General features: G+C 60.8%; 22 protein-coding genes. 16 read left to right on the top strand and 6 right to left on the bottom strand.

Annotation, left to right across the window (positions count from 1 at the left end; translation table 11 throughout):
* Nucleotides 1-104 precede the first annotated feature (104 nt).
* The 5 genes from QZ460_RS02015 to QZ460_RS01995 all read left to right on the top strand — a co-directional run bounded on the left by QZ460_RS02015 (nt 105) and on the right by QZ460_RS01995 (nt 6,928).
* Nucleotides 105-1,409: a histidine kinase gene (locus QZ460_RS02015; RefSeq protein ID WP_290539914.1), complete on the top strand. Its 1,305-nt coding sequence runs from the start codon at nt 105-107 to the stop codon at nt 1,407-1,409.
* Nucleotides 1,409-2,170, top strand: a complete 762-nt coding sequence (locus tag QZ460_RS02010; RefSeq protein WP_290539957.1) for a LytTR family DNA-binding domain-containing protein — start codon at nt 1,409-1,411, stop codon at nt 2,168-2,170. The genes QZ460_RS02015 and QZ460_RS02010 overlap by 1 nt, the downstream gene beginning before the upstream one ends.
* Before the next feature lie 139 nt (nt 2,171-2,309).
* Nucleotides 2,310-2,747: a DUF4890 domain-containing protein gene (locus QZ460_RS02005; protein ID WP_290539913.1), complete on the top strand. Its 438-nt coding sequence runs from the start codon at nt 2,310-2,312 to the stop codon at nt 2,745-2,747.
* Between the two features lie 174 nt (nt 2,748-2,921).
* Complete coding sequence (locus QZ460_RS02000) at nt 2,922-5,900, top strand: TonB-dependent receptor (protein WP_290539912.1); 2,979 nt, start codon at nt 2,922-2,924, stop codon at nt 5,898-5,900.
* 371 nt (nt 5,901-6,271) lie between these two features.
* Entirely contained in the window at nt 6,272-6,928 is a 657-nt protein-coding gene (locus tag QZ460_RS01995; protein ID WP_290539911.1) for a hypothetical protein, read from the top strand.
* A gap of 69 nt (nt 6,929-6,997) precedes the next feature.
* On the opposite strand, the gene QZ460_RS01990 is transcribed toward QZ460_RS01995, so the two are convergent.
* The 6 genes from QZ460_RS01990 to QZ460_RS01965 form a co-directional block, all read right to left on the bottom strand.
* Nucleotides 6,998-8,233, bottom strand: a complete 1,236-nt coding sequence (locus QZ460_RS01990) for an ABC transporter permease (RefSeq protein ID WP_290539910.1) — start codon at nt 8,231-8,233, stop codon at nt 6,998-7,000.
* Nucleotide 8,234: 1 nt separating this feature from the next.
* The gene (locus QZ460_RS01985; RefSeq protein ID WP_290539909.1) at nt 8,235-9,413 is read right to left on the bottom strand and encodes an ABC transporter permease; all 1,179 of its coding nucleotides are present in this window, start codon (nt 9,411-9,413) and stop codon (nt 8,235-8,237) included.
* Nucleotides 9,414-9,416: 3 nt separating this feature from the next.
* Nucleotides 9,417-10,406, bottom strand: a complete 990-nt coding sequence (locus QZ460_RS01980) for an efflux RND transporter periplasmic adaptor subunit (RefSeq protein WP_290539908.1) — start codon at nt 10,404-10,406, stop codon at nt 9,417-9,419.
* 12 nt (nt 10,407-10,418) lie between these two features.
* Nucleotides 10,419-11,882 (bottom strand): TolC family protein, encoded by a 1,464-nt coding sequence (locus QZ460_RS01975; RefSeq protein ID WP_290539907.1) that lies wholly within the window; start codon nt 11,880-11,882, stop codon nt 10,419-10,421.
* A gap of 109 nt (nt 11,883-11,991) precedes the next feature.
* Nucleotides 11,992-13,071, bottom strand: a complete 1,080-nt coding sequence (locus QZ460_RS01970; protein ID WP_290539906.1) for a dihydrofolate reductase family protein — start codon at nt 13,069-13,071, stop codon at nt 11,992-11,994.
* Nucleotides 13,062-14,210 carry a metallophosphoesterase gene (locus QZ460_RS01965; RefSeq protein WP_290539905.1) on the bottom strand — a complete coding sequence of 383 codons (1,149 nt, stop codon included), beginning with the start codon at nt 14,208-14,210 and terminating at the stop codon, nt 13,062-13,064. The genes QZ460_RS01970 and QZ460_RS01965 overlap by 10 nt, the downstream gene beginning before the upstream one ends.
* Nucleotides 14,211-14,356: 146 nt before the next feature.
* Between QZ460_RS01965 and QZ460_RS01960 the strand changes: the two genes are divergently transcribed.
* The 11 genes from QZ460_RS01960 (at nt 14,357) to QZ460_RS01910 (ending at nt 26,642) form a co-directional block, all read left to right on the top strand.
* The gene (locus tag QZ460_RS01960) at nt 14,357-15,712 is read left to right on the top strand and encodes a DcaP family trimeric outer membrane transporter (protein ID WP_290539904.1); all 1,356 of its coding nucleotides are present in this window, start codon (nt 14,357-14,359) and stop codon (nt 15,710-15,712) included.
* A gap of 151 nt (nt 15,713-15,863) precedes the next feature.
* Nucleotides 15,864-17,051, top strand: coding sequence for a mechanosensitive ion channel family protein (locus QZ460_RS01955; protein ID WP_290539903.1), 1,188 nt, complete (start codon nt 15,864-15,866; stop codon nt 17,049-17,051).
* A gap of 18 nt (nt 17,052-17,069) precedes the next feature.
* Nucleotides 17,070-17,372, top strand: a complete 303-nt coding sequence (locus tag QZ460_RS01950; RefSeq protein ID WP_290539902.1) for a DUF4491 family protein — start codon at nt 17,070-17,072, stop codon at nt 17,370-17,372.
* A 1-nt stretch (nt 17,373) separates the two neighbouring features.
* Entirely contained in the window at nt 17,374-18,456 is a 1,083-nt protein-coding gene (locus QZ460_RS01945) for a CapA family protein (RefSeq protein WP_290539901.1), read from the top strand.
* Nucleotides 18,457-18,566: 110 nt separating this feature from the next.
* Nucleotides 18,567-19,145 (top strand): rubrerythrin, encoded by a 579-nt coding sequence (gene rbr / locus QZ460_RS01940; protein WP_290539900.1) that lies wholly within the window; start codon nt 18,567-18,569, stop codon nt 19,143-19,145.
* Nucleotides 19,146-19,313: 168 nt separating this feature from the next.
* A complete protein-coding gene (ettA, locus tag QZ460_RS01935) occupies nt 19,314-20,987 on the top strand; it encodes an energy-dependent translational throttle protein EttA (RefSeq protein WP_290539899.1) in 1,674 nt (557 codons plus the stop codon).
* A 4-nt stretch (nt 20,988-20,991) separates the two neighbouring features.
* Nucleotides 20,992-21,525 carry a hypothetical protein gene (locus tag QZ460_RS01930; protein WP_290539898.1) on the top strand — a complete coding sequence of 178 codons (534 nt, stop codon included), beginning with the start codon at nt 20,992-20,994 and terminating at the stop codon, nt 21,523-21,525.
* A gap of 1 nt (nt 21,526) precedes the next feature.
* Nucleotides 21,527-22,873, top strand: coding sequence for a histidine--tRNA ligase (hisS, locus tag QZ460_RS01925; protein ID WP_290539897.1), 1,347 nt, complete (start codon nt 21,527-21,529; stop codon nt 22,871-22,873).
* Nucleotides 22,874-23,294: 421 nt separating this feature from the next.
* Complete coding sequence (locus QZ460_RS01920; protein ID WP_290539896.1) at nt 23,295-24,866, top strand: S41 family peptidase; 1,572 nt, start codon at nt 23,295-23,297, stop codon at nt 24,864-24,866.
* A gap of 98 nt (nt 24,867-24,964) precedes the next feature.
* Complete coding sequence (locus tag QZ460_RS01915) at nt 24,965-25,261, top strand: DUF3276 family protein (protein ID WP_290539895.1); 297 nt, start codon at nt 24,965-24,967, stop codon at nt 25,259-25,261.
* Nucleotides 25,262-25,700: 439 nt separating this feature from the next.
* On the top strand, nt 25,701-26,642 hold the full coding sequence (locus QZ460_RS01910) for a DUF368 domain-containing protein (RefSeq protein ID WP_290539894.1): 942 nt from the start codon (nt 25,701-25,703) through the stop codon (nt 26,640-26,642).
* Nucleotides 26,643-26,645 lie beyond the last annotated feature (3 nt).

The raw sequence follows: 26,645 nt of genomic DNA, 5'->3' as shown, positions 1-26,645 counted from the left end.
CGACTGCATTTGCAGATCTGCCCCGCTCCGATCTCTCCCCGGGAGGGAAAAAACGAAAAGGACGTTTCAGACCGCAGTCTGAAACCGCAACAAAACGTTCATCCATGAAACTGCAACCCAAATACGCGGATCTGGTGCTCAACCTGCTGGTTGCCGTGGCGATCAGCCTGGTGGTCAACTTCTCCTATGTGCTGCTGATGCTCGTGGACCTGAACAGCGACAGCCAGACCCGCCCTTCCGGCCAGAGGGCCTTCGAACGGCCCGAGGAAGGGGTGCTTGCGGTCCATCCCGACGGCTACGGATACCTGATTTACGAGAACGGCGACAGCGTCTACGTGCCCACGCGGCGCATGCGGTGGCTGGAGATCGCACCCGGCGACCGGATCGTCGCGGATCTGATGCCGCCGCGCTCCGAGAGGGCGCATCCGATGCTGGCCCACATCCGCATCTGCAACGGCGCGGAGTTCGATTACGGCAAACTCTACAACGGGCCTTCGAAGATGACGGAGCTGCTCCTGCAGCTGCTCTACTATCTGGTCGTGTCGTTCGTCCTGCTCTCGATCCTCACGTCCGTCAGACACAATTACTCCATGACGCGCTTCGTGCGCCGCTGCCTGTGGTGCTGCGTCGCGGCGGTCGCCCTCTATTGCGTGGCTCCCGTCACGGCATGGCACACGGGGTGTATCGAACCGAACTTCATGAGCGGGCGCATGTTCGACTACATGCTGCTGCTCAAATGCTCGTTCGCCGTGGTGGCGTCGATGCTCTACGGGCGCATCTATGTGCTGATCTCCCAGCGGCAGGCCGTCGTCGTCGAGAACGAGCGGCTCAAGAACGAAAACCTCACGACACGTTACAACATGCTCGTCGGGCAGATCAACCCCCATTTCTTCTTCAATTCGCTCAACTCGCTGGCGATGCTCGTGCGCGAGCAGCACGACCAGAAGGCCCTGACCTACATCGACCAGCTTTCCTATACGTTCCGCTACATCATCCAGAATGGCCAGAGCATGCTGATGACGCTTGACGAGGAGCTGAAATTCCTGGAGGCTTACAGCTACCTGTTCAAGATCCGCTATGCCGACAAGCTCTTTTTCGACATCGACGTCGACGAGAAATACCGCGGGTGGAAACTCCCGGCCTTCTCGCTGCAGCCGCTGATCGACAACGCCGTCAAGCACAATTCGATCACCCGCGCCAAACCGTTCCACATCTCGGTCCGCACCGAAGGGGGACAGCTCGTGGTGTCGAACCCCAAGGTTCCCAAACTCGAACCCGAACCTTCGACCGGCATCGGGCTGGAGAACCTGCGCAAGCGCTGGCAGCTGATCACGGGCAGCGACATCGAAATCGACGACGACGGCCTCACCTTCTCCGTGCGCATGCCGCTGCGAAAACCCTCCCTATGATGAAAGCCCTGATTATTGAAGACGAAACCGCCGCCGCGCGCAACCTCGCGGCGATCCTGCTGCAGACGGCCCCCGACGTGGAGATCGTGGCGACGCTCGAGAGCGTCGAGGAGAGCGTTGCATGGCTCCGGGCGAATCCCCGCCCCGACCTGCTGTTCATGGACATCCACCTGGCCGACGGCGATTCGTTCCGCATCTTCGACGCCGTGGAGGTCTCGGCCCCGGTGATCTTCACGACGGCCTACGACCGGTATGCACTCGAGGCGTTCAAGGTCAACAGCATCGACTACCTGCTCAAACCGATCAACGCTTCGGACGTCGGCCGTGCGCTGGCCAAGCTGCACCGCCTCACGTCGGTCGAGCGCAGCGACTACGGCTCGCGGGTCCGCACACTGGCGGCCAGCCGCCGCGAGGAGGTTTTTCTGGTGCACGTGCGCGACAAAATCATCCCGCTGCACCGCAGTGGAATCGCCTACTGCTACACGTCGAACGAGAAGGTTACGGCCTACGGTTTCGACGGCGCGGCCTATCCGCTCGACAAGACCCTCGAAGCGTTGCAGGGGCTGCTTCCCGAGTCAGAGTTCTTCCGGGCCAACCGCCAGTTCATCGTCGCGCGGCAGGCCGTGAAGGAGATCGCCGTGTGGTTCGGGAGCCGCCTCACGCTGCACCTCACGGTCGAAACGCCCGAGCGGATCGTCATTTCCAAAGCCCGTGTTCCCGAATTCAAGGCCTGGCTGCGGACGTTTCACCCGGACGAATAGGCGGTTGACCCCGCCGTTCTGCCGTTTTACCCGGGGGACGGCTCCGGGGCTTCGTTTTGGCGTTACCTTTGCATCAGGGTCTCCGGAACATCCGATTGCCGGAGCCGACAAAGTCAAGTACAACCAAATTCGAGGAATCATGAAAAAGAGAATTTTTGCAGTTGCCGCAGCCCTCTGCCTGATGGCGGGGACGGGCGCTTTCGCCCAGGAGGCCCGATCGGCCGCCGCTTCCAGGGAGTGTCCGGGTGTGGAACAGATGGCGCAGCGCAGGACCGAACGCATGCAGCAGAAACTGAAACTCACCGATGCGCAGGTCAAGGAGATATATGCACTGAATCTGCAGCAGATCAAGGCGATGCAGTCCCTGCGCGAGAAGATGCGGGAGGCCCGCAAGGCCGAGACCGAAAAGATGAAGTCGATCCTGACGGCCGAGCAGTTTGCACAGTGGTCGCAGCTGCAGGCTTCGCGCCCCGGCGGATGCGCTCCGCAGGAGATGCACCAGGGGGGCTGCCACGCGGGCGCCAAGGAGTGCTGCACCAGGAACTGCCCGAAAAAGGACCGGAAGGCCAGGAAGTGAGCGGGAAGCTCTCAGCGGCTTGTTACAGTCGGGGCGTCAGTTGGGTCGACTGACGCCCTTTTTTTGCCGATTCACCCCGCGCAGAGCACAAAACGGGCTCGAAAAGATTAATTTTATACCCCGTTTAAATTCCGGTTTGCCGCCGTCGAAAAAGAGGACACACAAACAGATGATATGAAACAAGTTCTACTGACTACCCTGCTGACGCTTTTTGCCGCCGCGGCATTCGCCCAGAGGGGCAGCGTTACGGCCACGGTCGTCGATGCCGATACCGGGGAGCATGTCGCCGGAGCGGTGCTGACGCTCGCGCCGGTGAACTCCCCGGAGAAGAAGCGGCATTTCACCTCGGCCTTCAAGGGCGCGGTATCGATTCCGTCGCTCGCCTACGGCGAATATGCACTTTCGGTAGCTTTCCTGGGCTATGACAACCTCGACACGACCTTCCGGGTCTCGGCTGCAAGGGTCGAACTGGGGCTGCTGCGGCTCAGGCCGGGCGTGCGGATCGAGGCGGTCGTCAAGGAGGCCAGGGCGCTGCGCACCTCGCAGAAGGGCGACACGGTGAGCTACAATGCCGGAGCATTCAAGGTCATGGCCGACGCCGATGTTGAAGGACTGCTGAAGAAGATGCCGGGCATCACCGTCACCGACGGCACGGTCGAGGCGCAGGGCGAGACGATCCAGAAGATTTTCGTCGACGGCAAGGAGTTCTTCGGCGATGATGTCACCACAGCCATCAAGTCGCTTCCGGCCGAGGCTGTCGACCGCGTGGAGGTCTACAACAAACTCTCCGATGCGGCCGAATTTTCGGGCATGGACGACGGCGAGGGCTACAAGGCGCTCAATATCGTCACCCGTCCGGGCATGAGGCAGGGGCAGTTCGGCAAGCTCTATGCCGGAGTGGGCTACGACGCCGACACTAGGACCGAGGACCGCTTCAAATACATCGCCGGCGGCAATGTCAACGTGTTCAACGGCGACAGCCGCCTTTCGTTCATCGGCTTGTTCAACAACGTCAACCAGCAGAATTTCTCATTCGAGGACATTCTGGGTGTCTCGGGCGGCGGGGGCGGCGGCAGATATCGCGGCGGCATGGGTAATTACATGGTGCGCCCGCAGGAGGGTGTGGCGTCGGTCAACGCCATCGGCATCAACTACTCCGATACGTGGGGCAAGCGCGGGCAGGTGACCTTCCAGGGCAGCTATTTCTTCAACAATACCCATACCGAGAACCGCTCGACCATCGAGAAATGGTACGAGGCGCCGATGGTCCCCGATACGCTGTCGACCGGCGGCTATTCCGACACGAAGGGCCATAACCACCGGTTCAACGCCCGTCTGGAGTGGAAGATCTCCGAGAACCAGAGCCTGATGATCCGCCCGCGTTTCAGCTACCAGTCCAACGATCCGTGGAGCCGCACGACCGGATGGCAGTACGGCGCCCCGGCCGACGGCGGCAGCGGTTACAGCCGCACGGACAACTTCCGCGATGCCCTGCGCTACGGCTACAACATCGGGACGGGGGCCGTCTACCGGGCCAAGCTGGGCAAGGACGGGCGTACGATCACCCTCGACGGATCGTTCGGCTATGCGGACAATACGAACCATTCGAACTCGTGGTCGAACGTTCTCGGCACCCGGTCCGACCGTCCGGCGGTCGACCCGGCGACCGGCCTTTGGTCCCCGGCCGACTACATCGAGCTGCGCTACCTGCGCAATCTGGCACCGTCGTCGTCGTACAACCTGCGGGGACGCTTCACCTACACCGAACCGGTGGCCAAATACGCTCAGGTGAGCTTCCGCTACCGTGTGTCCTACAACTCGCAGGAGCGCGACAAGCGTGCCTATGTCACGGGAGACGACTTCTCGATTGCCGGGCTCAGCCCCGACCGCTCGCTGTCGAACTCCTACCAGAGCAGCTACCTGACGCAGAGCGTGGGTCCCGGATTCCGCTTCTCGAAAGAACGCAACATGTTCATTGCCAGCGTCTCCTACCAGCATTCGGCCCTTGCCGGGCAGATCGTGCGCACCGATTCCGAGAAGATCAGACACACCTACAACAACGTGACCTATTTCATGATGGGTCAGCTGAACATCAACCGCGAGAACTCGCTGCGGCTTTTCGTCTCGTCCTACACCGACAGCCCGTCGATCTCCGACCTGCAGAGTGTCTACGACGTATCGAACGCCCAGGATATCAGCCACGGCAATCCGGCACTGAAGCCCACCTATTCGCACCGGGTGAATTTCCACTACACCAATTCCAATGTGGAGAAGGGTCGTACCTTCATGTGGATGTTCTCGATGAACACGACACTGGACTACGCGGCCCGGCATCTGGTGCAGCGACCCGGAGAGATCACCATCGACGGAAAGGCCTATTCGCCCAATTTCTACTCGACGGCCGTGAATCTCGACGGCTACTGGCAGTTGCGGACGCACTTGAGCTATGGCCTGCCGATCGGGTTTCTCAAGTCGAATTTCAACGTCATGGCAGGCGTCACCTACACCAGGACCCCCAGCATGCTGGGCGGCCGGGTGGATGCGGCGACGGGTACGATTTCGGGCGGCGAGCGCAACGACAGCAAGAACATGGGCTACGACTTCCGGACCGTGTTGGGCAGCAACATCTCGGAGAAAGTCGACTTCACCCTCTCGTGGAACGGCACCTACAACGAGGCCACCAACTCGCTGAATGCGAACCGGTCGAAGAACCGCTATTTCAACCACACGGCGCAGGGCAACCTGAAGGTGGTCTTCCCGCTGGACTTCACCTTCACGACTAGTGCAGCCTACTCGCAGTATATCGGCTTCACGAACGATTATTCGGAGGATTATCTGCTCTGCAATGCCTGGCTGGGCAAGAAGGTCTTCAGGAACAGACGCGGCGAAGTGATGATCGGCGTTAACGACCTGCTCAACCGAAACCGGGCTTTCTCGCGCACGACGGGTTCGGGCTACACGCAGAACGCGACCAACAGCGTCGTCGGCCGCTATTATATGGTGCAGTTCACCTACAACCTGCGTCGCTTCGGCAAGAAAGGTTCGCGCAATATAAAGGATTATGAGGGTGTCGAGCCCTCCTCCGCTTACCGCCGCATGGGCTCCGGCGGGCCGGGCGGACCTCCTCCGGGAATGTACCACGGACTGCGGTAGCGGACCCTGCGAAACGATTTTGAACAGGTTGACGAGAAAGAGCCGTCAACCTGTTTTTTTTCAGGCTTCCGCCTGTGGGGAGGGGGGGTATAAATAACATACTTGTTTTTGGAATTTTTAATAAAATATTTGTATATATCGAAAATTTTGACGATGGTTGTATGCAACTGTATCTCCGCATGATGGCTTTTCGCGATTATTTTTCGCCAAAATCGCTCGGGGCGAATAATATATGTGTAACTGATTAAATGATGATGCCATGGAGAAAGCAGGTACAATGAAACAGGCGAGGACCTCCCTTCGATGGATTGCAGATGATAGCATCGATCCGTTTGCCCCATATTGACAAGTAATTTAAATCATGATTTCTTATGAAAAAGTTGCTAACAATTTTAGTTCTGTCGTCGGCGATGCTGTCGGCATGCGAAGGTGATCCCGAGTTTGCTCCTAAAACTTCGGTGGAGGCGAAAATCCACGAACTGATGACCGGTTACGATGGAAAAATCCATATGAGCGCATTCATAGCCGACGCACAGCGGGGTGTCTGGCTGATCGACGACATCGATATAACCTATACGAATGGAAAAACCGAAAGTGGCGTTATGGACGGAGCGGCTCTCATGAATAACATGATGCTTCTTCCCAACGGTGTATGTCGTACATTTTCTGCGCTTATGTACATTCCCGGTCCAATCGTCTATTTCGAAGGCGATCAATGGAGTGTCAGCCGTGAAATGAAGAATACCTTGGTCCTTTACAATCCCGGAATCGAAGAGAATGCGAAGACCGCCAACTACGACCAGTATGCCGCCCGGACGACGCTCGAACTGCTCTATTACAAGGACGGTGTATTCGTGATGGAAGGTTTGCAACCTTTTGCGTACATGGGTGGATGGACCTCGGAGGGCGTTTATTCGGATTATTGCCGGGTTGTCGGGCATATCGCCACCGACAAGGCAACGGTGGATAGATACCTGTCGTATATCTCCTACAAGCAGTATAAGGAGGAAAATCCCGATAAATTTTAGATTGCCGTTTACTCACAAAAGAGACGCCGGACCAAAATCCGGCGTCTCTTTTGTGAGTAAACGGAGCCGTTAGCGGCCTTCGTCCCCGTTCTTCTTCAGGGTGAGGTATTCGCGCTGCTCGCGGCCGATCACCTGGTGGATGCCGATGCAGGCCAGCCCGCCGTAAACGACCGTGAGGATGACGAGCCACTTGATTTCGGCGAAAACCTCGGGAATCGAGGCTCCCATGGTCTGGATGCGGATAAATCCGTTGACGCCGTGGCTGCTCGGGAACAGCTGCCCGAGGTTGAACAGCCAGTCGGGGATTCCCTGCCGCGGGTACGACACGCCGCTGAGCATCAGCACCGGGATCGAGGTCCACAGCAACAGCAGCAGCGAGTTTTCGCGGTAGCGGAACAGTGTCGAGACGGCGATTCCCAAGGCGATGCAGGCCGCCAGATAGGCTGCCATGAAGAGCACGACGGCTCCCGTCGCGCCGTTCATCGGGAAGTGGAACAGCCGGTAGTGCAGGCCGAGGACATAGGTGCAGGTCACGGCGTAGATCAGCGCGTAGACCAGTCCGCGCCCCAGGACGACGGGCAGCGTCGACATCCGCCGCCGCCCTTCGGGGCAGAGTTTGCGGTAAAGGCCGAATTCGCGCCATGTGCCGCCGATCATGCCGATGCCGATCAGCATCGTCTGCTGGATGATGACCATGATGATCGCCGGCATGACGAATGTGCCGTAGCCCAGATAGGGGTTGAACAGGTTGTGCGACTGGTAGATCACGGGTTGGGTCGTGGCCTGCGCCTGCGGGATATTGGCCCCCTTGGCGATCAGGCGCTGGAATTCGACCATGGCCCCCGTCTTGCCGATCGAGGCCACCACCTCCTGGAAAACCTGGCGGTACATCAGGAAGTAGCTGGCGTCGGCGTAAATCGCCACGTTGGCCTGCTCTCCGCCGTAGAGTTTCTCCTCGTAGTCCGACGGAATATAGACCACGCCGTAGATTTTGCGGTCGTAGAACAGTTTTTTGGCCTCTTCCATCGAGGTCGGGTTGTAGGCCACATAGGCGTTCGGCCCGGCGTTGAAGGTGTTGATCAGACTGCGGCTGGTCGGTGTGCGGCATTCGTCCACCACGCCGATCGGCACGTTGCGGAGCACCTGCGACCCGTAGGCCAGCGAGTAGGCCGTGGCGTAGATGATCAGGGCGAAAATCAGGATCAGCATCACCCCTTCGTCCTTGAAGATGGTCCGGAATTCGTTGCGGATGACCGCTCCAAACTGTTTCCAGTAAGAGGCTGTTTGTTTCGTAAATCGGCTCATATCACAATCTCCCCCAGAATTTTTCCTCCGTGCATACCCTTTTCAGACGCGGCAGGCACAGGAGCGGTAAAACGATGAACAGCGACATGTAGCACAGGTCGGGCAGCGAGTAGATCCACGGCGTGCCGCGGAGCATCTGGTCGACGAAGAGATCGGTGTAGAAGGTGAACGGGAAGATCCTGCTCACCCACTGTATGGGCTCCCACATGGCCATGACCGGGAACGTGAGGCCCGAAAAGGTGAAGGCCAGCACCGAATATCCGCCGCCGATCGAGAGCGATAGGCGCAGGTTGGCCAGCAGCGCGACGATCAGCACCGAGATCGACTGATAGCTCAGAATGAAGAGCAGCGTGCCGACGAGAATCACCGCGAGACTGCCGTTGAGCGGAGTCCCCACGATCTTGAAGTTGATCACCAGCATCGCCAGCGAGATCAGGAACATCGCCGCCGTGATGGGCAGCACCTTGCCTGCGAGCGCCGCCGCGACCGAATCGTTCCCTGAGGCGAGCCATTCGCGGGCCGTGGCGCGCTTGAGCTCTGTGCCGATGGCGAAGATGGTGGCCATCACCACGAAGATTATCAGCATCATGGGCATGAAGCTCGGCGCGAGGTAGTATCCGTAATTGATGTGCGGATTGAAGAGCACGTGCTTGTTCAGGCGCACGGGCATCAGCTGCGCCATGGCCTGCCGCTGCGTGAGTCCCTGTTTCTGGAGCAGCTGGAGCTGAATGCCGGCCGAGAAGGTCGTTACGGCGGTCTGAATGTCCTTCGACAGCAGTCCGTTGACCGTGATGTTCGTCCCCGAGACGTAGTTTTCGAGATGGGTCTGCCTGTTGCTCAGGATGTTCTTCTCGAAGAAGGCCGGGATCTGCACGACGGCCATGATCTGTCCCTCGCGCATCAGCCGCTGGCCCTCGTCCATGCTCTGGATGCCGTAGGCCACCATTGCCGTCGGGGTGTCGTCGATCATCTGCACGGCCTTGCGCGAAAGCGTCGTGTTGTCCTGGTCCAGGACGGCGATCGGGATGTTGCGGATCGCGCCCTGGTTGAACAGCAGGGCGAAAAACGCGAACGACACCACGGGCAGGACGACCATCAGCACGAGGTACATCGGCTGACGGGAGATCCGGCCCGTCTCGCGGCGCATCACGGCGCAGGTATTGTGCAGGAATCCGGGCATCGCTTACTTTCCGATTTGGTCCCAGTCGACGAGCACGCTCATGCCGGGGCGCATGTCCGCGGTTTCGGTGACGGCCTTGGCCTTGATGGCGAAGGTGCGGATGTCGAACCCGCCCTGCGTGCGTGTGGCCGACCACGTAGCGAAATCGGCCTGCGGGGAGATGTAGGTCACTTCGAATTCCACGTCGCGGTCCAGCGCCGGGACATATCCGTTCATGCGGGTCCCGATCCGCAGGCCCGGGAGCAGCGTCTCCTTCACGTTGAAGGTCACCCACATGTCGCTCATGTCGAGGATGGCGACCACCGGATAGCCGCTGCCGACCAGCTCGCCCTCCTCGGCGATGATCGTCGCGATTTCACCCGTCACGGGAGCATAGACCATTGCGTCGCCGATGTACGACTCCACCTCGCTGACAGCCCCTTCGGCCTGACGGACACGGGCTGCGGCGGCCTCCTTGTCCTCCTTGCGGACACCGTCCGTAGCCATGTCATACTGCGCCTTGGCCGCCAGAGCCGTGGCCTCCATGGCCTTGTAGTTGGCCGTGGCCTCGTCGAGCTTCTGGGCCGGCACCACCCCGTCGTTGTAGAGGTTCTGCACCCGCTCGTAGGTCTTGCGGGCCAGTTCCAGCCCGGCCTGCGCCTTCTGCCACATGTTCATCGCGGCCTCGATCTGCTGCACGCGGGCGCCGGCCAGCGCCATGGCGTCCAGTGCGGCGGCGGCGCTCTTCACGGCCTCGGCCTGCCGGAGCTTGGCCTCCAGTTCGGGGGTCGAGAGCGTGTAGAGGAGCTGCCCCTTCTCCACGCTTTCGCCCTGGGTCACTTTCATGTCGTCGATGCGGCCCGGCACCTTTGACGAGGCTTTGTAGGTGGTGCACTCCACCGTGCCCTGAATCAGCGTCGGGGTTCGTTTGGTGAGGTACCAGCTGATCAGTACGACCGAGAGGACGATGACCGCTGCGGCTGCCAGAATTCCGATTACGTTGCTTCGTTTCATATCGTTTGCTTGTTATTTTTTGTCAAAGAGAACCACCCGGGCGTCGTTGCGGCGCGCGTAGGAGGGATATTCGTCGCTGATGCCCGCGGCCTCGAGCAGTTGGGCCAGCAGCAGGTCGTAGTTGTAGGCCGCCTGCAGGCGCTGGGTGCGCACTCCCGCGAGGTTGAGCTCGGCGTCGATCAGGTCGGTCGAGGAGCTCATCCCTTCGAGGAATGCGGCGTTCTTCATCCGGAGATACTCCTCGGCGAATTTGAGCGACGCATCGATCGAGGTTATCTGGTTGCGGTAGTTCATCATCTGGTTGTAGAGTTTCTCCACCAGCACCTCAATCTCCTTTCCGGCCTTTTTCTGCAGCTCGCCCACGCGGCGCACGGTCTGCCTGGCGGCCGAATACCTGTATTCGCGGTTGAGACCGTCGAAGAGCTTGATGTTGACCCCCACACCCACGGCCCAGCGCGGCACGAGCCCCGCGACCTGGTAGTTGTAGAACGAGCCGCCGCCGATGGCCGCCACCTGCGGCAGAAAATCGGCTCGCTGGGCGCGCATGCCCTCCCGGGCCAGTTCGTGTTTGAGCGACACCTGATTGAGCAGCGGGTTGCGTGCCTGCGCAAGGTCCTGATAATAGGCCAGATCCTCGACCTTTTCGAGCAGGAACATCGCCGTCACCGGGCGCCAGTCGCTTTCGCGCCCCAGGGTGTTCGACAGCGCGCTGGCTACGGTCTCGACCTGCAGTTTGGCGTTGGCCAGCTCCCGTTCGGCCTCGGCCATCTTGAACTCCACGTAGAGAAGTTCGCTCTGGGCGATCATGCCGTTGCGTTCGAGGGCCCGGGCGTCCTCCAGATGCCTGCGCACGCCGTCCACCACCTGCTGGCGCACGGCGACGACCTGCGTGGCGAGTGCCAGACCGAAATAACGCTCGACGAGCTCCGAGATCAGCGCATTGCGGGTCTGGTTGCCCTGCGCGACGGCCGTCTTCTCGTTGATCCGCGCGGCGCGGTTCGCGGCGTTGATCCTGCCGCCCATCCAGATCGGGACGCTCACCTGACCGCCCACGAATCCGAGGCTCTGGTCCTGCACCTTGAGGAACCAGTCGGCATTCATCATCGGGTTCAGCAGCCCCTGAAGCGTCGGAATCTTGTCGGCGGGGAGCAGTCCGTTCTGCACGAGCGCCGACAGTCCGCCCGTCACGCCCTCTTTGACGGGGCCTTTCAAGTCGTTGAAGTCGAAGCCGATGTCCTTGGCCATGTAAGCGTATGCGCCCGTGAGGCTGATCTGCGGTATGCGAAGGCCGATGGCCGCGCGGCGCTGCTGCTGTGCGGCGCGCTCCTCGTAGGCCGCGGCTTTCAGCGCAGGGTTCTCCGTGAGGGTGACGGCGACCGCCTCGTCGAGCGAGAGCATCTGCCCGGCCTCCTGTGCGGACACCGCAGCCGGGATCGTCGCCACCGCCATGAAGGCGATCGTGACAGCTATTTTCATACTATTCATGCGTTTATTGGGCAAATATAGATTTTCTTGCAATATCTCCTCCGGCGGGGAGGACATTTCGGACATTTTTAGGTCCTTATGGCCACAAATTGTACCCGTCTTACTCCCCGAGGTGGGCGTTGGCCCGGCGCACTCCTTCGGCCAGTTCGGGGTAGACCCGCACGTCGACCCCCGCTTCGCGCAGCGTCTGCGCCCCGCGGCAGCAGACGAACCGGTCGGGTTCGTACAGCGCAAAGACCACGCGTGCGAATCCGTGACGCAGGATCAGCTGCGTGCAGCTCTCCGGTTCGCTTTTCCGCTGCGAACACGGCTCCATCGAGGAGTAGATCGCCGCCCCGCGCAGTTCAGCGCCTGCGGCCAGTGCCTTGCGGATGGCCTCCTGCTCGGCATGGTGCGTGGGCGAAGTCTCGTGGGTGTATCCCGTGAAGGTCCTTCCGTCGGGAAGCACCACCACGGCCCCGACACAATAGGAGGTCCGGCTGGGCCGGCAGCGCAGCCCTTCGGCCACCGCCTGCTCCAGATAGCGGAGGTCTTCGTCACGGGTGTCGGGACGCAGCGTGCAGATTGCAACCTCCATGCCTCCCTGATTTTCCCACCGGCATGCGGCCCCCTCCGGAATCTCGAACCGGAACCGGGCGCCGCCCCGCTCCGGGCTCAGCGTCAGCTGCGGATTGATGGCCCGGCGCACCGTGTCGGCCATTCCTTCGGCCAGGAACATGTTTAGGACGCAGGCGCCCCCTTCGACCAGCAGGCGCTCCACGCCGCGCTTTTCGAGTTCGGTGACCATCCCTGCGGCCGTAATTGAACCTTCGCTTGAGATGACCTCCGCAATCCCTTTTAATTCGGGGATTTCTCGGTTTGAAAACACGTAGCGCTCCGCGTCGCCCTCCGTGAAGAATCGCAGCGACGGTGAGAGCCGCCCCGAGTGTGTGAGGGTGACTTTCGTCAGGTCGGGACGCAGGCCCCTGGCACGGCGCAGTTCCCGTGCCGCGGCATCGCGCAGGAGCAGTGCGGGATCGTCGCGCCGCAGTGTTTCGGCCCCCGCGAGGATTGCGTCGTGCGAGGCCCGGAGACGCTGGACCGCCTCCCAGTCTTCGGGTGTCGAGATCATCAGCCGCCGGGGGCTGTTGTCGTCCAGGTAGCCGTCGGCCGTTGTGGCGAAAGATAATGTTATCTGCATCGTTTCAAGGTAAACAGGGTGACTTCGGGCCATGCGCCCAGCCGCATGGGATATGCAACATATCCCGTGCCGTCGTTGATATAAAGTGTGTGGCGCCCCGTGTCGTAGCGTCCGCTCCAGTGTTTGTAGACCCATTCGGCGGGCGACCAGCCGCGACCCCAGGGCCTGATTTTCAGCTGCATCGAATGTACGTGCCCCGAAAGCGTCAGGTCGCCGTAGCCGGAGGCTGTGATCTGCTCCCAGAGCTGCGGCAGATGGACGAGGGTGATGTTGTAGAGCGAATCCGGAACTCCGGCGTATGCCCTGGGGATGGCCGTTCCCGGCAGGTTGCGGTCGTGGCGGCGTTTGCGCAGTGCGGGATCGAACGACAGCCCCGTGAGCGAGATGCTGTCGGCGCCGCGCCGCAGATAGACGGTCGTGTCCTCCAGAATGGTCCACCCCATCGCCTGCTGGCGTGCGATCACCTCGCGGGCTTCGCGGGCCGCCGGAAAACGCAGCGAATCCTTGATGTAGGTCCCTACGTCGTGGTTGCCCGTGACCGACCAGACCGGGCCCGCGATCCGCCGCAGGAGTGCCGTGGTGCGTTCGTCCAGCTCCCCGGCGCGGATGTTCACCAGGTCGCCCGTGAAGAACACCGCCTCGGGACGCAGGGCGTTCACGCTGTCGGCCAGCCGCGTCAGTTCGCGTTCGGGACAGACGAGGGTCCCGACGTGCATGTCGGTGATCTGCACAAACCGAAAGCCGTCGAAGGCCTCGGGAATGCGCTCGGAGCAGATCTCCACCCGGTTGACGCGGATGGAGGTGCGTCCCAGGGTCGTGCCCCAGAGGATGAACAGCACGAACGCACCGGCCGCGACGTAGCCCGTGCGGCGCAGGTTCACGAAGTTGAACGCATAGAACGTCAGGCGCGGCAGAACGGTGATGATCCACGCCCAGAACAGCCACATGTAGAGGTACATCAGCCCGGGGCTGTTGTCGCGGCTGACGAGATTTATGAGCGCCGAGAGGATCGGCAGGACATCGGTTGCGGCGATCCACGCCACCAGTGCGCGGTGCACGGGCCGCTTCCGGCGGCGGAAGTGGATGAAATCGGCGGCGATGGCCGTCAGGGTGAGTATCAGTGTCAGAAAAAAGAGCATATACCTTATTATTTAATATCGGGCAAAGATACGAAAAAATGCGTTTCCCGCGGTTTTCTTTGGCATACAACTTGCTGATTTGTCCGTTGTGCTACAACTCTTTGAGAACGAGCAGGAACATTAATAAAACCAAATTCATTCGGCTTATGAAAACATTTCGACTTTTAATCGTGGCTCTGCTGCTTGCGGGTTCTGCCTCGGCGCAGCGCCACGGATGCAAGGACATGTGCGACGGGTATTCGCCCACGGTCTATCTGATCTCGATGCACGAGGTGGACACCATCTACAACTACGGGCCTCATGCGATGCAGCAGGCGGCAGCGCTCAATCGCAAGGCCATGGACGACGCCACGCAGGACTACATCGAGACCCACCGTCCGGGCTTCCAGCAGGTCGAGAAACCGCAGTTCGTATTCGCCACGAAGAACAACCGCTTCTCCTTCTCGATGGGCGGTTTCGTCAACCTCCGCGTCGGGTATGACTTCGACGGCATTGTCGACAACATCGACTTCGTGACCTACAACATCCCCGTTCACGGCAATTACGATACCCGGCAGAAGCTGATGATGGACGCTTCGACCTCGCGTCTGTTCATGAAGGGCATCACCAACACCCGGGCGCTGGGCCGCGTGGTCGTGTTCATGGATGCCGACTTCCGCGGAGGCGCCACGGGCAGCTACATGCCCCGCCTGCGTTCGGCCTACGTCTCGTTTCTGGGCCTGACGCTGGGACGCGACGTGACGACCTTCTGCGACCTCTCGGCAGCCCCGACGACCATCGATTTCGAGGGCCCCAACGCATACAACTTCAACTTCGCCACGTTGATCCGCTATGAACGGGCCTTTGTCGACAACCACCTCAAGTTGGGCGTTGCGGCCGAGATGCCGTCGGTCAGCGGTACCTACAACGCCAATTTCGCGGCGCTGAAGCAGCGCGTCCCCGATTTCCCGGTCTACTTCCAGTATGCCTGGGGTCCCAACCGCGACAGCCACATCCGGGCGTCGGCCGTCTTGCGCAACATGTACCTCCACAACCTCCGCACGGGCAACAACACCTCGCTGCTGGGATGGGGCGTGCAGTTCAGCGGCACGATCAAGGTGGTGCAGCCGCTGCAGCTCTTCATGAACGGCGTCTACGGCAAGGGCATCACCCCGTATATCCAGGATCTGACCGGTTCGGGACTCGACTTCACGCCCGACCCGGAGAATCCCGACCGGATCCAGACCATGCCCATGTGGGGCTGGCAGGCCGCGGCGCAGATCAACCTGACCCGGCGTCTGTTCATCTCGGGCGGTTATTCGACCGTCCGCGTGCAGCACAGCCACGGTTTCTACTCCGAGAGTCAGTACAAGCAGGGACAGTATATCTTCGGCAACATTTTCTATTCGCTCACCCCGCGCTGCAAGGTGGCCGGCGAGTACCTCTACGGTTCGCGCAAGGACATGTCGAACGACAAGGGCCGCGCCAACCGCGTGAACGTGATGCTGCAATACACTTTCTGACGATCCGGCACATCGGATTTCCGGGCGGCTTCTTCCGAAGCCGCCTTTTTTGGCGGCGCCGACGGATTTGCCGGCTCCCGGGCAGGCGGGAGTTTGCACGGGTCCGACTTTTTCGTATCTTTGCCATCGGACCAAGCGACAACAGTATCCTATGGAAGAAGCAAACCATGCGATAGCCCGCTGGCTGACCGAAGCCGGATGGAGCGAGGCCTATGTCAATCCGACTGTCAAGGCAGTCGTTGTTCTGGGCATATTCGTCGTTGCCTGTGCGGCGGCGGTTCTGTTCCGCCGGCTGATCGTCCCGCTCCTGCAGAACATCAGCACCCGGACGAAAGCCGAGTGGGACGACTATCTTTTCAGCGACAAGGTCATGCATCGCGCGGCACGTCTGGTGCCGCCCCTGATCTGGTACGTCCTGCTGCGGGTGGCCTTTTACGACATGCCCGTGCTGCTGGATGTGCTGCACAAGGCGTGTCTGGTCTACCTGATCGTCGCCGTCCTGCAACTCCTCGCGGCCTTCCTCGATACGCTCTACGAGATCTCCAGCCACCACGAGACGCTGCGCAACCGTCCGCTGAAAGGCGTCTACCAGATGATCAAGCTGCTGGCCGTATGCGTCGGGGCGATCCTCATCATCAGCATCCTCATCGGTCGGGACGCCACGGCCATACTCGCGGGACTGGGAGCTTCGGCGGCCATCATCATGCTGATTTTCAGGGACAGCATCCTGGGACTTGTCGCCGGCGTGCAGCTCTCGGCCAACGACATGCTGCGTCCCGGGGACTGGATCACGATGGCCAAATACGGCGCCGACGGCTATGTGACCGAGGTGACGCTGACGACGGTCAAGGTGCAGAATTTCGACAAGACCATCACCACCATCCCGCCCTATGCGCTGGTCAGCGACTCGTTCCAGAACTGGCGCGGCATGTGGGAGAGTGGCGGACGGCGCATCAAGCGGTCGCTGCTGATCGATGCCAGTTCGGTGCGCATCTGCACGGCCGGGGAGCTGGCCGCGCTTCGCGAAAAAGGGCTGGCCGGGGCAACGCCCGCGGCGGAACCCGTTGTCAACCTCTGCGCCCTGCGGGAGTATGCCGCGCGCTACCTGAAGGAGCATCCGGACATCAACCCCTCCCTGATGCAACTGGTGCGGATGCTCCAGCCCACCCCGGAGGGTATCCCGATCGAGGTTTACTGCTTCACGCGGCAGACCGAATGGGTGGCTTACGAGGCCGTGCAGGGGGCTGTTTTCGACCATCTGTTCGCCGTCCTTCCTGACTTCGGCCTGCGGGCCTACCAACGTTCCTCCGACCGCAGTCCCCAAATCTTCGAATCTTGATTTTAACAGATCATAATTATGGAATTTTTAGCACAATACAACCTTACCGGAATCGTCATCGGCATCGCCACCTTTCTGATCATCGGCATTTTCCACCCGATGGTCATCAAGGGCGAATACTATTTTGGTGTGAAAATCTGGTGGCTGTTCCTCGTGATGGGAATTGCCGCCATCGCCGGTTCGATCGCCGTGCGGCACATCTTCTGGTCGACGCTGTTGGCCGTGTGGGGCGCCTCGTCGCTGTGGTCGATTGGCGAACTGTTCGAACAGCGCGGACGCGTGGCCAAGGGCTGGTTTCCGAAAAACCCCAAACGGAAATAGCATGCGCCTGCGCCGGATATGCCTGCTGGCGACACTGATCTTTCTGGCTGCGTGCTGCACACCTGCGGGAGGTCCTGCGCCCGTTGGGCCGCCGCGTCCGGCGGGCTGGTCGGGTCCGGGGCCCGTGCCGCCGCCCCGGCGGATGCAGCTGCTTTTCGGCGGCGACGTGATGCAGCACATGACGCAGGTCAACGCCGTGCGCCGCGGCGACGGATTCGACTACGAACCCGTTTTCCGGGCACTCGCACCCCGTATCAGGGCCGCCGACCTGGCTGTGGTGAACCTCGAAACCACCCTCACGCGCCGCAACCGCCATACGGGCTACCCGCTCTTCCGGTCTCCCGCGGTGCTGGCCGATGCCCTGCGCGACGCGGGCGTGGATGTGGCCCTGCTGGCCAACAACCACTGCTGCGACAACGGTATCGAAGGCATCCGCACGAGCATCGAAGAACTGGACCGCTGCGGGATATGCCACACGGGCGTGTTTGTGGACAGCGCCGATTATCAAAGGAATAACCCGCTTTACCTCACGCACTGCGGCATGCGTCTGGCCATCGTCAACTACACCTACGGAACCAACGGCATGCCCGTTCCCCGGGGTGCGATCGTGAATCGGATCGACACGGTGCGCATGGGCGCCGATCTGGCGGCGGCACGCGCTTCGGGGGTCGATTTCATCGTCGCCTGCGTCCATTGGGGCGACGAATACCAGCGGCGCGAGAACGCCGCGCAGCGGAGTTTGGCCGCATTTTTGCGTCGTCATGGGGCCGATGTGGTCGTCGGGAGCCATCCGCACGTGATTCAGCCCTGGAAGGCCGATTCGTCGCACGTGGTCCTCTACTCGCTGGGCAACCTCGTCTCGGGCCAGCGCCGCCGCTACACCGACGGCGGGCTGGTGGCCACGGTGGAGGCTGTCCGGCATCCCGAGGGGCGGATGACCTATCGGCTCGAAACGACTCCCGTGTGGGTCGGCCTGCCGGGCTACCGCATCCTGACGCCCGAGGTTGCCGACACGATGACGCTGCCCGCGGCCTACGGGGTTTTCCGTGCCGATCTCGACGCGCTGCGGAGGGGCGAATTATAAGTAAATCAAATGGCTTCATAGAAAGATCCGATGGTGTTTTTTTGGAGATTGTCGTCGAAAGCCATACCTTTGTAACAGCAAGAACAACACATATTAACAATACTAAAATTATGGAAAAGAGCATTAAAGGTACGCGTACCGAACAGAACCTGTTGAAAGCATTTGCCGGCGAGAGCCAGGCCCGCAGCCGCTACGTATTTTTCGCCAGCAAGGCCCGCAAGGAGGGTTACGAACAGATCGCCGGTGTTTTCACCGAGACGGCCGAGCAGGAGAAGGAGCACGCCGAGCGTTTCTTCGGCTTCCTGGAGGGCGGCGACGTGGAGATCACGGCCAGCTACCCCACCGGCCCCGTAGGCTCGACGGCCGACAACCTGCTGGCTGCGGCCAAGGGTGAGAACGAAGAGTGGGACGTGCTGTACCGCGAATTTGCCGAGATTGCCGACGAGGAGGGATTCAAGGAGGTCGCCACGGCCTTCAGAATGATCGCGAAGGTGGAGGCCGAGCACGAGCGCCGCTATCTGAAGCTGCTGAGCCGCCTCACGGACGGTGATTTCTTCAAGCGCGACGGCAAGATCTGGTGGCAGTGCCGCAACTGCGGCTTCATCATCGAGGCCGAGCAGGCTCCGCTGCTGTGCCCCGCCTGCAAGCACCCCCAGGCCTATTTCGAGCCGAAAAAGGAGAACTATTAGTCCGTCCTGCGGCCCGCGTACAAGTCCCGTCTCTTCGGAGGCGGGGCTTTCTTTGTTTCTGCCGCATGGGGGCTTGTGCAAATATTCGGCCTCTGGAGGTTTAAAATTCCGGATTTTCTCCGTATCTTTGCAAGAATCCTTAATTTCGGACAATTCAAACACATAGATATGGCAGACGAAAAAATCATCTTCTCGATGGTCGGTGTCAGTAAGACTTTCACCAACCAGAAACGGGTGCTCAACAACATCTACCTCTCCTTTTTCTACGGCGCGAAAATCGGCATCATCGGCCTGAACGGCTCGGGTAAGTCGACTCTGATGAAGATCATCGCCGGAATCGACAAGAACTTCGAGGGCGAAGTGGTCTTCTCGCCGGGTTACACGGTGGGTTACCTCGAGCAGGAACCCCGGCTCGACGACTCGAAGACGGTCCGCGAGGTCGTCGAGGAGGGTTGCGCGTCGACCGTGGCCTTGTTGAAGGAGTATGAGGAGATCAACGCAAAGCTCTGCGAGCCGATGGACGACGACACGATGGCCCGGCTGATCGAGCGTCAGGGCGAGCTGTATGAGAAGATCGACCACTGCAACGGCTGGGAGCTGGACAGCGTGCTGGAACGCGCGATGGATGCCCTGCGGTGTCCCGATCCCGACGAGCCGGTGAAACACCTCTCGGGCGGCGAGCGTCGCCGGGTGGCCCTGTGCCGCCTGCTGTTGCAGCAGCCCGACGTGCTGCTGCTCGACGAGCCCACGAACCACCTCGACGCCGAGTCGATCGACTGGCTGGAGCAGCATCTCCAGCAATACAAGGGTACGGTGATCGCCGTGACCCACGACCGTTATTTCCTGGACAACGTCGCCGGGTGGATCCTCGAACTCGACCGCGGCGAGGGCATTCCGTGGAAGGGCAACTACTCGGGCTGGCTCGATCAGAAGACCGCGCGCATGGCCATGGAGGAGAAGCAGGAGTCGAAGCGCCGCAAGACCCTCGAACGCGAGTTGGAGTGGGTGCGCATGTCGCCCTCGGGCCGTCACGCCAAGTCGAAGGCCCGACTGTCGGCCTACGACAAACTGATGAACGAGGATACGAAGCAGAAGGAGGAGAAGCTCGAAATCTTCATCCCCAACGGTCCGCGTCTGGGCGATGTGGTGATCGAGGCGCACGAGGTTTCGAAAGCCTTCGGCGACCGCGTGCTGTACGAGGGGCTGGACTTCTCGCTGCCGCCTGCGGGTATCGTGGGTGTGATCGGTGCGAACGGCACGGGCAAAACCACCCTCTTCCGCATGATCATGGGGCTCGAAACCCCGACGAGCGGATCGTTCCGCGTGGGTCCCACCGTGAAGCTGGCCTATGTGGACCAGCAGCACAAGTCGATCGATCCCGAAAAGACAGTCTTCGAGGTGATCTCGGGCGGTCTGGACCTGATGACGCTGGGCAACCGGCAGGTCAACGCCCGCGCCTATGTCGCCCGCTTCAACTTCTCGGGCGCCGATCAGGAGAAGAAATGCGGCATGCTGTCGGGTGGCGAGCGCAACCGCCTGCACCTGGCCCTGGCTCTGAAGGAGGAGGGCAACGTGCTGCTGCTGGACGAGCCGACCAACGACATCGACGTCAACACGCTGCGCGCTCTGGAGGAGGGTCTCGAGAACTTCGCCGGATGCGCCGTGGTGATCTCCCACGACCGTTGGTTCCTCGACCGTATCGCCACACACATCCTCTCGTTCGAGGGCGATTCGAAGGTGGTTTTCTACGAAGGCTCCTACTCGGAGTACGAGGCGTGGAAGAAGGCGCAGGGCGGCGACACGCAGCCCCACCGCGTGCGTTACAAGAAATTAATGGCCTGATGCAATGCGTGCTGCGGTCTTTTTCGCGCTCTTCCTGGGGCTCTTCTCGTGCGGAACGCCGGCAAACCGTCCGGTCGATGTGTTTGTCTGGGACCGGCTCCGTGCCCACGAAGATCCGGCCTGTGTAGAACCGGTCGGAACGTGCGACAGCGACGGATTCCTTGCCGAGGTGGAGCGATTCCCCTGGCGGGAGCAGGCGCGCGAGGCAGTGAAGCTCCGGAAAAACTCCCCCACGCTCTCGGTGACGGATTTGAAGACCGACCGGTCGTTTTTCATCTCGTCCGCAGTGGATGACGATGATCGGCTGGGCTATTTCGTCGGGTATATCTGTCCCGGGGAGCAGGGAATGCGGGCACGGCGTCGCGTGAGCATGTATGAGGTTGAACGGATGGAGGCGATCCGCGAGATGGTCGTCCTTTTCTTCCGTCGCGACGATGCCGCCTTGAAGCGCCTGCTCGGGAAACATCCGAAATACATGGATGCTCGGGACAACATGGATTGGGAAACATACCTGAAAATGAAACAAAAATTTATATAATATGGCACAACAGAAACCTTCGATTCCCAAGGGTACGCGCGACTTCTCCCCTGCGGAGATGATGCGCCGCCAGTATATTTTCGACACGATCCGCCGGGTGTTCCGCTCCTGCGGCTTCGCGCCGCTGGAAACCCCCTCGATGGAGAACCTCTCGACCCTGCTGGGCAAGTACGGCGACGAGGGCGACAAGCTCCTGTTCAAGATTCTCAATTCGGGCGACTACGCCGCGGGACTTTCGGACGAGGAACTCCGTTCGGGCTCGAAAATCTGCGAAAAGGGGCTCCGCTACGACCTTACGGTGCCCTTCGCACGTTATGTCGTGCAGCACCAGGGCGAACTGACGTTTCCCTTCAAGCGCTACCAGATCCAGCCCGTGTGGCGCGCCGACCGGCCGCAGAAGGGCCGCTACCGCGAATTTTACCAGTGCGATGTCGACGTGATCGGCACGCGCTCGCTGCTGTGCGAGGTCGAACTGGTCGAGATCGTCGAGCGGGTCTTCAAGGCTCTCGGCATCCGCGTGGCGCTGAAAATGAACAACCGCAAGATCCTCTTCGGCATCGCCGAGGCCATCGGCCACGCCGACAAGATGATGGATATCACCATCGCCATCGACAAGCTGGAAAAGATCGGACTGGACAACGTGAAGGCCGAACTGATGGAGCGCGGGTTGAGTCAGGAGGCGGTCGGCAAACTTCAACCGATACTTGAGTTGAGAGGAAGCAACGAGCAGAAGCTCAATCAACTGAAAGAGGTGCTGTCTGCCTCGGAAACGGGTCTGAAGGGTGTCGCGGAGATGGAGACCGTCTTCGGCTATGTCGAGCGGCTGGGCATCGACCTTGCGGTGGAGCTGGACCTCTCGCTGGCACGCGGTTTGAACTACTACACCGGGGCGATCTTCGAGGTCAAGGCCCTCGATTTCGCCATCGGTTCGATCTGCGGCGGCGGCCGTTACGACGACCTGACCGGCATCTTCGGCATGCCGAACATGTCGGGCGTGGGCATTTCGTTCGGTGCGGACCGTATTTACGATGTGATGACGGGGCTTTCGCTCTTCCCCGAGGAGGTCAACAGTTCGACCCGCGTGCTGTTCGTGAATCTCGGTGCGGAGGAGGAGGCTGCCGTCCTGCCGTTGCTGCGCCGGTTGCGCGGGCTCGAGATCGCTGCCGAAATCTACCCCGAGGCCAGCAAGATGAAGAAGCAAATGGAATATGCCAACCGCCGAGGCATCCCCCATGTGGTGATTGTGGGCTCGCAGGAACTGGAGGCCGGCGCCGCAACCGTCAAGGACATGCGCACGGGCGAACAGCGCCAGGTGCCCTTCGCCGAGTTGGCCGAGACTGTCCGGTAGCGGGACCTGCCCGCCGCCGTGTTGTTGCGTACATCCCGCCGGGTTGTTGTGTACGCCCCTCCGCGTTGCTGGGACGACGTGCTCCCTGCCGCCGTGTACGTCTTGCTCCGACGCTCCGTACGCTCCGCTGTCGCTTGGGGGCTGTCGCGGGGAAGGGCATCCGGGGGCTTGAATGTGCTGCGGCCTTGCTTTCGGGCGGGCTTGGGTGGTCTGCGGCTCCATTCGCCCGGCGCTTTGTTGCCGGGTGGCTTGCAACAAGGGGCCCCGCACCACGATCCCGGGGACTTGAATGTTCTGCGGCCTCGCTTTCGGGCAGGTGTGGGTGTTCTGCGGCTCCATCCGCCCGGCGCTTTGTTGCCGGGCGGTACGGAAACCAGCACGATGCCGGATTGAAATACGTTAATTTAAAGATTGTTGCGTCATGCGTCGCTTATTCGTCATACTTGCTACCCTCTTGGTTGTGCCCCTCGCGGCGCAGAACGAGGATGATGTGCGCCAGTTTCAGAAACTCGCACAGGTCTTCCGCTATCTTTCGGGACTTTACGTCGACGAGGTGGAGATGAAACCCGTTGTCGAGGGTGCCATCACGGGCATGCTCGGAGAGTTGGACCCCCATTCGGCTTACATCGGTGCCGAGGAGATGCAGGGCGTGCAGGAGAGTTTCGACGGGGAATTCAGTGGTATCGGCGTGGAGTTCAACGTCCTGCGTGATACGGTGATCGTGGTGAACACCATCGCCGGGGGGCCTGCCGAACGGGTCGGCGTCAGGGCCAACGACCGCATCGTGCGCATCGATACGCTCGATGCCGTGGGGATGAGCCGTACGGAGGTGCCCAAATACCTGCGGGGCAAGACCGGCACGAAGGTCGGGATCGACATCGTGCGCCACGGCACTCCCGGACGGCTCCATTTTGTGATCGTCCGCGACAAAATTCCCCTGAACACCGTCGACGCCTCCTATCTGGCCGGCGACGGCATCGGTTACATCAAGGTCAACCGCTTCGGACGTACCACGATGGCCGAATTCACCGAGGCCTACCGCAAACTGGGGCGGCCCGAAGGGCTGATCCTCGATCTGCGGGGCAACGGCGGCGGCCTACTGGAGCAGGCCATCGAGATGGCGGGGTTCTTTCTGCCGCGCGGTGCGGTGATCGTCTCGACCGAGGGGCGCGCCGTTCCGACATCGGCATTCCGTGCCCAGACCAACGGCGAGGACCTCAAGGGGCGTCTCGTGGTGCTGATCGACGAGGTGTCGGCGTCGGCATCGGAGATCGTTGCCGGGGCCGTGCAGGACTGGGACCGCGGTGTGGTCGTCGGCCGTCCGAGTTTCGGTAAGGGACTCGTGCAGCGGCAGATCGGGCTGCCCGACGGATCGGCCGTGCGCATCACCGTGGCCCGCTACCACACCCCTTCGGGGCGCGTCATCCAGCGTCCCTACGAGCGGGGAAAGCGCCGCGAATACTACCTCGACCACCTGCGCCGTTACGACGATGCCGCACGCGACTCGCTCGACACGACGGCCCCGGCCTACCGCACGCTCCGCACCGGGCGCACGGTCTACGGCGGCGGAGGCATCCGTCCCGACATCCTGGTCGAGGCCGACACGGCGGGTTTCTCTAATTACTACGGCGAACTGATCCGCCGCGGCATCGTGGCCGATTTCGTGGGCGAGTGGCTCGACGGTTCGCGCGACAGCCTTGCGCGCCGCTATGCCTCGTTCGAAGCCTTCGATGCGGGATATACCCCTTCGGACGAGGTTCTCGAACGGCTTTCGGAGCTCGGCGAGCGCCGCGGCGTGAAGTTCGACGCTGCGGGATTCGTCATCTCCGAACCCCTGATGCGCATGCAGTTCAAAGCCCTTGCGGCAGAGCGGCTGTTCGGCACGGGAGCTTATTTCCGGGTCATCAACCCCGCCGCAAGTCCTGCCTATGCCCGGGCCGTGGCGATTCTCGAAGATTGGGAAAACTTGGGGCAGTCGGTTCTCGAACCGTAAAAATAGCGCTGCAAGTTTTTGGGGATTCACTTTTTTTGCGTATATTCGTAGATACGAGCATGCTCTGAAAAACTGAACCCAACCCAAAAACGAAACCCATGTTATCCCCAACCCATCCCCATCGCGAAGGCGAAGATTACGGAGCCCAGATTCTCTCCAAGGCCGTGAAAGCGGGTCGCCGGACCTATTTCTTCGATGTCCGGGCCACGCGCGGTGACGACTATTTCCTGACCATCACCGAGAGCCGCAAAATCACGGCCCCCGACGGTACGTCGAGTTACGACCGGCACAAGATCTTTCTCTACAAGGAGGATTTTTCGAAATTCGCCGACGGACTGCACGAGGTCGTCGAGTTCATCCGCCGCAGCAAGGCCTGTCCCGAATCGGAGGAGTAGCCTGTTTTTGAACCGTTTTCGAATTGTTTCCGGATCCGTTCGGAGTGCGTTCTCGGGCGGTTTCGGGACGCTTCGGATCGGGGACGGTGACTTTAGGCCGTTCCCGGATTCGTTTCTCGGGGTGTCCCGACCCCTCTCGAATCCTCCCGACCCTTCCCGACCCCTCTCGAACCTTCCCGGAGGTTTTCGATGCGTTTTCGGGGTGTGTCGGGATTGGCTGTCGGCCCGGGTTTGGCGTAAGAAGCGCCGGATCACAGGCGGTTGTTTCCGGAAAGAGACGGCTCTTTTTCGGGCGGAACATTCCGGAGTCTGATACCTTTTGCCCCGGTCTTTGGCTGCGCCGCCCCTTTTCCGTCGGAATAAAATCGCAAACAAGTTTGCTTTTGTATCCGGCTTATTCGTATCTTTGCGTCTAAAAACCAAAATACGCAAACAGACCATGAATTTTTCCCGGTACATCGTTCTTGCGCTCAAAGGGTGCGCCATGGGTATGGCCGACGTCGTTCCCGGCGTCTCGGGCGGTACGATCGCCTTCATTTCGGGCATCTACGAAGAACTGCTCGACTCGATCCGCAGCGTCAATGCCACGGCGCTCACGCTGCTGCTGAAACTCCGCTTCGCTGAATTCTGGCGTCATGTCAACGGAAATTTCCTGTTGCCCGTGCTGCTGGGTATCGCCCTCGCGATCTTCTCGCTGGCCCGCCTGATGACCTATCTGCTGACCCACCATCCGATCGCCATCTGGTCGTTTTTCTTCGGACTGATCATCGCCTCGGCGCTGCTCGTCGCCCGGCAAATCGGACGCTGGGATGCGCGAACCCTCCTCGCTTTCGCCGCAGGGGTCGCCTCGGCCTGGTGGATCACCGTCGCCACGCCCGCAGAAACCCCCAACGACTGGTGGTTCGTGATGCTTTCGGGCGCCATCGCCATCTGCGCCATGATTCTGCCCGGCATCTCCGGAGCCTTCATCCTGCTGCTGCTGGGCAAATACCAGTATATCATGCAGGCTGTGGGCGATTTGAATATTCCCGTCATCGTGATCTTCGTCATCGGAGCCGCAGCGGGCATCATCTCCTTCTCCCACCTGCTGTCGTGGCTGCTCAAACACTGGCACGACGTCACGGTGGCCGTGCTGATGGGCTTCATGGTCGGTTCGCTCAACAAGGTCTGGCCGTGGAAGGAGACCGTCGAGACCTATCTCGACAGCCACGGTGTCGCGCAGCCGCTCGTCCAGCACAACATCGCCCCCGGGACCTTCGAGCAACTCACCGGACAGCCGTCCCTGCTTCTCGAAGCCGTCGTGCTCTGCCTGGCCGGCTTCATGGCCATCTACGGCATCGAGCTGCTGGCGCGCTTCATCGTCAAAAAAGAGGAGCAATAGCCC

It is taken from the genome of Alistipes sp. (assembly GCF_020026455.1).
Taxonomy (GTDB): domain Bacteria; phylum Bacteroidota; class Bacteroidia; order Bacteroidales; family Rikenellaceae; genus Alistipes.
Note: the sequence above shows the minus strand (reverse complement) of the source record. Positions and strands in the feature narration are given on the sequence as shown.